The organism is uncultured Frigoribacterium sp. (genome assembly GCF_963515265.1).
Taxonomy (GTDB): domain Bacteria; phylum Actinomycetota; class Actinomycetes; order Actinomycetales; family Microbacteriaceae; genus Frigoribacterium.
The window spans coordinates 1-7,198 of record NZ_CAUPYL010000137.1 but is presented as its reverse complement, the minus strand read 5'-3'; the positions used below and the strand labels follow the sequence as shown (position 1 = coordinate 7,198).

Annotated in this window: 7 protein-coding genes; 3 read left to right on the top strand and 4 right to left on the bottom strand. The window is 72.1% G+C overall.

Annotated features, from left to right (window positions below):
• A partial coding sequence (locus RWM17_RS10630) for an NAD(P)H-hydrate epimerase (RefSeq protein ID WP_314103493.1) occupies positions 1-393 on the top strand: 393 nt, incomplete at its 5' end.
• A 59-nt stretch (positions 394-452) separates the two neighbouring features.
• Here RWM17_RS10630 and RWM17_RS10625 read toward each other — a convergent pair.
• From RWM17_RS10625 to RWM17_RS10610, 4 genes are all read right to left on the bottom strand, one after another.
• Positions 453-1,934 (bottom strand): MFS transporter, encoded by a 1,482-nt coding sequence (locus RWM17_RS10625; protein WP_314103490.1) that lies wholly within the window; start codon positions 1,932-1,934, stop codon positions 453-455.
• Between the two features lie 127 nt (positions 1,935-2,061).
• Positions 2,062-3,558 (bottom strand): DHA2 family efflux MFS transporter permease subunit, encoded by a 1,497-nt coding sequence (locus RWM17_RS10620; protein ID WP_123546779.1) that lies wholly within the window; start codon positions 3,556-3,558, stop codon positions 2,062-2,064.
• 233 nt (positions 3,559-3,791) lie between these two features.
• Positions 3,792-4,670, bottom strand: coding sequence for an ABC transporter permease subunit (locus tag RWM17_RS10615; RefSeq protein WP_314103485.1), 879 nt, complete (start codon positions 4,668-4,670; stop codon positions 3,792-3,794).
• Positions 4,667-5,680: an ATP-binding cassette domain-containing protein gene (locus tag RWM17_RS10610; protein ID WP_314103483.1), complete on the bottom strand. Its 1,014-nt coding sequence runs from the start codon at positions 5,678-5,680 to the stop codon at positions 4,667-4,669. The genes RWM17_RS10615 and RWM17_RS10610 overlap by 4 nt, the downstream gene beginning before the upstream one ends.
• A 198-nt stretch (positions 5,681-5,878) precedes the next feature.
• Between RWM17_RS10610 and RWM17_RS10605 the strand changes: the two genes are divergently transcribed.
• Together RWM17_RS10605 and RWM17_RS10600 are read left to right on the top strand one after the other, a co-directional pair.
• Positions 5,879-6,550, top strand: a complete 672-nt coding sequence (locus RWM17_RS10605; RefSeq protein WP_146898931.1) for a DedA family protein — start codon at positions 5,879-5,881, stop codon at positions 6,548-6,550.
• A 16-nt stretch (positions 6,551-6,566) separates the two neighbouring features.
• On the top strand, positions 6,567-7,198 hold a 632-nt coding region (locus RWM17_RS10600; protein ID WP_314103478.1), incomplete at its 3' end, for a nucleoside/nucleotide kinase family protein.

Here is a 7,198-nt window from a genome sequence, read left to right as displayed (position 1 = left end):
TCGACCGTCGAGGAGGCGGGCGCCCGGCTCCGGGAGTCGGGCGCGGCCGTCCTCCTCGACGGCGTGCTCGGCACCGGCACGAGCGCCGACCCGGCCCTGCGAGGCACGGCTCGTGACGTCGTCGCGGCGCTGCTGCCCTGGGTCACGACCGCGGACGGCCTGCCCGTCGTCGCCGTCGACGTGCCGAGCGGCATCGGCCCGGACGACGGTTCCGTGCCCGACCCGATCGTGCTGTCCGCGACCCTGACCGTCACCTTCGGCGCCCACAAGGCCGGGCTCCTGATCGAGCCCGCCGCCGCGCTCGCCGGCGAGGTGGTGCTCGTCGACATCGGCCTGCTGCCCGACCTGGCCGCGGTGCCGCCGGCGGTCAGCGTGCCGGAGCCCGCCCCCTGACGGCCGGGCCCTGACGGCCTGTCCCCGACGGTGCGGTCCTGAAGGTCAGGTCTCGACCGCTACGACTTCCCGCCGCCGCCGGACTTCCCCGGCGTCACGACCGACAGCGGGCTCGTGATCGACTCGAGCGACTTCCGCTCGGCCGACACCCCGAAGACGAACGCGATCACGCCTCCCACGAGCATGATGCCCGCGCCGAGGAAGTACCCCGCCGTCAGCGGCCCACGGTCGGTGCCGTCGCCGATCAGCGAGCCGTAGAGCGTCGGGGCGACCGCGCCGGCGATCTGGCCGAGGGCGAAGAAGTAGCCGATCACCTGGCCGCGCAGCTCGAGCGGGAAGATCTCGCTCACCGTGAGGTAGGCCGAGGAGGCGCCAGCCGACGCGAAGAAGAACGACACGCACCAGAACACGGTCTGGGTCGTCGCGCTCAGGACGTCCATGTGGAACAGCACGGCCGACACGGCGAGGACGACCGCCGAGACCCCGTAGGTCAGGAAGATCATCTGACGGCGGCCCCACGTGTCGAACAGGTGGCCGAGCAGCAGCGGGCCGAGCAGGTTCCCGATCGCGAACGGGAAGAAGAAGTACTGCGTCGACGCCGGGTCGGTGCCGTAGAAGTTCTGCAGGACGAGCGCGTAGGTGAAGAAGATCGCGTTGTAGAGGAACGACTGCGTGATCATCATCGTCGCGGCGACGAGGGTGCGCTTCGGGTAGTCCTTGATCAGGGTGCGGAAGATGACGCTGAACGGGATCCGTCCCTGGTCGGTCACCTCGAGGGCCTGGTCGTCGCTGACCGGCTCGAGGGTGCGTCCCTCGGCCTCGACGCGGTGCTCGATGTCGGTGACCGTCGCCTCCGCCTCCTCTTCCCGGCCGTGGGTCATCAGCCAGCGTGGGCTCTCGGGGATGTGCCGGCGCAGGTAGATGATGACCAGGCCGAGCACCGGGCCGATGAAGAAGCCGATCCGCCAGCCGACGTTCTCGGCGAAGTAGTCGGTGTTCAGCAGGAAGAGGTTGGCCGCCGAGCCGAGGGCCGCGCCGCCCCAGTAGGTGCCGTTGATCGCGATGTCGACGCGGCCGCGGTAGCGCGACGGGATGATCTCGTCGATGGCCGAGTTGATCGCGGCGTACTCGCCGCCGATGCCCATGCCGGCGATGAACCGGAAGACGGCCAGGAACGCGAGGTTCGGCGAGAGCCCGGCCAGGCCGCTGGCGACCAGGTAGATCGCGAGCGTGAGGATGAAGAGCTTCTTGCGGCCGAGCGTGTCGCTCAGCCGGCCGAAGATCAGGGCCCCGGCCACCTGGCCGAGCAGGTAGATCGTGCCGAGGTAGCCGACCTGTGCGGCGGACAGGCCGAGGTCGGCCTGGAACCCGGCGGAGGCGACGATCTGGATCTCGAGGCCGTCCAGCACCCACGAGAAGCCGAGCCCCACGACGATCGTCCAGTGGAACTTCGTCCAGGGGAGGCGGTCCATGCGGGCCGGGACCAGGCTGCGGACGCTGCCGCCGCCTCCTCGAGCCGTGGTCGACGACGAGCTGCTCATGGTGATCTCCCCTGTGCGCGGTGTGCATCCGTGCAGAGGATGCACGAACACCGGCGACGGTACTCCCGGCGCCGGACGCACGACCGCCCTCCCCGGTGGTCGGGGAGGGCGGTCGTGGGAGGTGCGGCTAGTGCGCGACGATCGGCTCGGCGCCCTCGGTCACCGGGGGCCTGCGGACAAAGAACGCCCCGACCACGGCGAAGAGCGAGATGATCGCGCCCACCAGGAACGCGGCGCGGACGCCGGCGCTCGCGGCGGCGATGTCGCCCGCCCCGCCGCTCGCCGCGGACACGGTGGCCAGGGTCATGACGGTCACGAACACGGCGGTGCCGGCCGCGCCCGCGACCTGCTGCACCGTGCCGACGATCGCCGAGCCGTGCGAGTAGAGGCGGCCGGGCAGCGAGCCGAGGCCCGACGTGAAGAGCGGCGTGAACATCAGCGCGAGGCCGACGCTGAGGGCGACGTGCGCGCCGAGCACCATCGGGATGGGCGTCGACTCGGACACGGTCGAGAGGAACCACAGCACCGCGCTGACGAGCATCGTGCCGGGCACGAGCAGCACGGTCGGGCCGTGCTTGTCGAAGATCCGGCCGACGATCGGCGAGAGCACGCCCTGCAGCAGGCCGCCGGGCAGCAGGAGCAGTCCGGTCGCCAGCGGGTCGAGGCCGTGGACGTTCTGCAGGTAGATCGGCAGCACGATCAGGGTGCCGAAGAGGGCGATCATGCCGACGCCGAGCACGAGGACCGACGTGGTGAAGGTGCGCGACAGGAAGGTGCGGAGGTCGAGCAGCGCCTTGTCGTCACGCTGGAGCGCGCGCTGGCGCAGGACGAACGCGAGCAGGGCGACGACCCCGACGCCGATCGGCAGCCACGCCGGCACGGCCGCCTCGGCGCCCTCACCGATCGAGCTGAGCCCGAACACGATGCCGCCGAACGCGAAGGCGGACAGGATCACCGAGAAGACGTCGAGCGGCACCGCGCGGGGGGTGGTGACGTTCTTGACGCGCGCGGCGCCGAGGGCGAGGGCGCCCAGCGCGATGGGCAGCACGAGGATGAACATGAAGCGCCACTCGAAGACGCTGAGGATGAGGCCCGAGATGGTCGGCCCGATGGCCGGGGCCACCGAGATGACGATCGAGATGTTGCCCATGGTGCGGCCGCGGGTCGCCGCGGGCACGAGCGTGAGCACGGTGGTCATCAGCAGCGGCATCATGATCGCCGTGCCGGACGCCTGCACGACACGGCCGAGCAGCAGCACGCCGAAGCCGGGCGCGATCGCCGAGATGGCGGTGCCGAGGCTGAACAGGCTCATCGCGGTGATGAAGACCGGGCGCGTGTTGAACCGCTGCAGCAGGAAGCCGGTGATCGGGATGACGACCGCCATCGTCAGCATGAAGCCGGTCGTCAGCCACTGGCCGGCGGTCACGGTGATGTCGAGGTCACGGGTGAGGCTCGGCAGGGCCACGCCCATGATCGTCTCGTTGAGGATGACGACGAAGGCGCTGACGAGCAGCAGGCCGATGACGAGCTTGTTGCGGGCCGCGAGGCCTGCGTCGTCCCCGTCGGGGGTCGCGCCGACCGAGCCGGTGTCGGCGGCGGTGGACGCGGCGGTGTCGCTCGTCATGTGATCTCCCTGGGGGGCTGGCGGGTCGCGGGGGCGGTGTCTCGCCGTCGAGACACCGGTGCAGCGCTCGACAGGCGTCGTTCATTCCCGATCTGAGGTGAACGGCAGGGGCCGGACGGCAGAGCAGCCGGCCGAGCAGCCGGCCGAGCTGACGACAGGCGGGCACGAGGCGAGGGGCCGACGCGACCGGGTGGTCGCGTCGGCCCCTGCCGTCGAGGAGGCGCGGCTGCGGACTAGACGTCGCGTCGCTTCACGAGGGCGAGCGCGATCGCGAACAGCACCACGACCCAGCCGACCAGCACGAGCAGCGCCTGCCACGGCTCAAGCACGAGCGAGCCGTCGACGCCCGGCATCGTGAGCATCGAGGTGCCGTCGAGCGGGTAATCGTAGAGGCGGGTCGCGGCCTGGGGCGGCGTGAACTCGTTCAGCGTGTAGACCCAGCCCTTGGCGATGAGGCCCTGTGCGATGCCGAAGATGATGGGCAGCACGAAGACGACCCCGATGGCGGCGGCGATGCCGGCGGCTCCGTTCCGGATGATCGCGCCGAGGCCGAACGAGATCATCGCGGTGAAGGCCACGGCCGCGGCGGCGCCCACGACGGAGACCCACAGTCGGCCGTCGGCGAGGTCGACGTCGACGCCCTGCCCCGCGAGGAGCGGCGTCGCGACCAGGAGAGCGATCGCCAGCGCGACGAGCGAGACGACGAAGGTGCTCGCGCCGACGAGCACGACCTTGGCGACGAGCGCAGGGGTGCGACGGGGCACCGCCGTGAACGTCGACCGGACCATGCCGGTGCCGTACTCGCCCGTGATGACGAGGGCGCCGAGCACGGCGGCGACCAGCTGGGCGAAGGGCGACCCGAAGGTGATGATCGTGACCGCGACGGACTGCTGCTGGTCGGGCGTCGCCTCCGAGCCGGTGAAGACCGACGACAGCGCGGCGCCGAGGGCGGCGAAGCCGATCAGCAGGACGGCGATGACGGCGAAGCACCAGGCGGTCGAGCGGAGGCTGCGGAGCTTGATCCACTCCGAGCGGAGCACGTGGGCGAACGAGACGCCTGAGCCCGCCGTGTGGGCGTGGGACGTCGGGCGGGGCGTGGTGGTCGTGGTCATCGCGTCGCTCCCGACGTCGTGGCGGATGCGTCGTCGGCGGCCGCGGGGGCGCCTCCTGCGTGGGCTGTGCCTCCTGCGTGGGCTGTGCCTCCCGCGTGGGCTGTGCCTCCCGCGTGGTACTCGACCGAGTCCTGGGTGAGGGTCATGTAGGCCTCCTCCAGCGATCGGACCATCGGGGTGAGCTCGTGCAGCACGATGCCCTGGGCGGCTGCGGCCTCGCCGACCTGTGCGGCGGTGACGCCCCGGAGGTCGAGCGCGCCGTCCTCGGTCGTCGTCACGACGACCTCGGTGCGGCTGCGGAGCAGGTCGGACAGCTGGGCGAGGTGCGGGCTGCGCACGCGCACGCCGTCGCCCGACGCCTGGGCGATGACGCTGCTGACGGGGGCGTCGGCCAGGACACGGCCGCGGCCGAGGACGATGAGGTGGTCGGCGGTCTGCGCCATCTCGCTCATCAGGTGCGACGAGAGGAAGACGGTGCGGCCCTCGCTGGCGAGGTGGCGGGCGAGCGTCCGCACCCACACCACGCCCTCGGGGTCGAGGCCGTTGACGGGCTCGTCGAAGATGAGGGTCGCCGGGTCGCCGAGCAGCGCGGCGGCGATGCCGAGGCGCTGGCCCATGCCGAGCGAGAAGCCGCCGACGCGCTTCTTCGCGACGGACTCGAGGCCGGTCAGGGCGATGACCTCGCGGACACGGGCCTTGCCGATCCCGTGCGTGGCGGCCATCGCGAGGAGGTGGTCGTGGGCGCTGCGGCCGCTGTGCACGGCCTTCGCGTCGAGCAGCACGCCGACCTCGCGGAGCGGAGCCCGGTGGTCGGCGTACGGGCGGCCGTTGACCGTCACCGAGCCCGAGGTGGGCCGGTCGAGCCCGACGATCATGCGCATGGTGGTCGACTTGCCCGCGCCGTTGGGGCCGAGGAACCCCGTGACGACGCCGGGTCGCACGGTGAAGCTGACGTCGTCGAGCGCCACCTTCGAGCCGTATCTCTTCGTGAGTGATCGAGCTTCGATCATGGATGGGTGCCTCTCGTCGTCGTGCGGGTGTCGTCGCCCCGGGCACGCATCGTCGCGTCCGGGGGCGGCCGACCTGCGTCGAGACTAGGAGAGGGTCACGGCCGCCGACATCCGCCGACCGGACGACACCTGCCGACGGCGGCCTGCGACCACCGGGGGAGGAGGCACCCGCGAGCGCGCTGTCGTTACACTCGCCCGGTGACGACAGCCACCCTCCTCGCCTCCCTGCCCCTCGCCTCCGGCGGCTTCCTGCTCTTCGACCCCGAGGCGCTGCTGCCTGCGCTGGGCCCCTGGGCGCTCGCGGGCATCTCGCTGATGGTGTTCATCGAGTCGGGCGTGCTGTTCCCGTTCCTGCCGGGCGACTCGTTGCTGTTCACGGCCGGGCTGCTGCACGAGGCCCTCGAGCTGCCGGTCTGGCTGATCGCCCTCTGCGCCTTCGCCGCCGCGTTCCTCGGCGACCAGGTGGGGTACTTCCTCGGCAACCGCTTCGGCCGGCGCTGGTTCCGACCCGACGCGCGCGTGCTGAAGACGGCCCACCTCGCCAAGGCCGAGGCGTTCTTCGCCAAGTACGGCGGCCTCTCGCTCATCCTCGGCCGCTTCGTGCCCATCGTCCGCACCTACGTGCCGCTCGCCGCGGGCACGGCGGGCTACCGCTACCCGGCGTTCCTCGCGTTCAACGTCATCGGCGCGTTCCTCTGGGCCGTGGGCCTCACGGTGCTCGGCTCGCTGCTCGGGGGCGTGCCGATCATCGCCGACCACATCGACGTCTGGGCGATCGTGATCGTGCTCGTCTCGGTGCTGCCGATCCTGATCACCGTGCTCCGCAAGGCGATCTCGGCGCGGCGCGCGACGCCCACGCCCGGCGCCTGAGCCGAGCCGGGCCGCCGTGACGTCGCCGACCGGCCTGCCGGCCCCGGGTCCTGAGCCGCTCGCCGTCGACGCCGCCGTCGAGATGGTCGTCGGTCTCCGGGCCGAGACAGGTCGTCGCGTCGTGGTCGGCCTCGCGGGCGAGCCGGGCAGCGGCAAGAGCACGACCGCGACGCTGCTCGTCGAGGCGCTCGTCGCGGCCGGCACCCCGGCCGTCGTCGTCCCGATGGACGGCTTCCACCTCGCCGGCGCGACCCTGGCGCGCCTAGGCCGGCTCAACCGCAAGGGCGCGATCGACACGTTCGACGGGACGGGCTGGCTCGCGCTCCTCCGTCGCATCCGACAGGTCGAGCCCGGCGAGACGGTCTGGGCGCCCGACTACGTCAGGGGCCTCGAGGAGGCGGTCGCCGGCTCGATCGAGGTCGGCTCCGACGTCGAGGTCGTCGTCGTGGAGGGCAACTACCTGCTCGTCGACGACGAGCCGTGGCGGAGCGCCCGCGCCGAGCTCGACCTCGCCTGGTGGGTGGAGGTGCCGCAGCCCGAGAGGCTGCGGCGGCTCGTCGCGCGGCACGTGCGGCACGGCATGGCCGAGGAGGCGGCGCTCGCCTGGGCGACCGGGCCCGACGAGCGCTCGGCCGCGCTGGTCCGTGC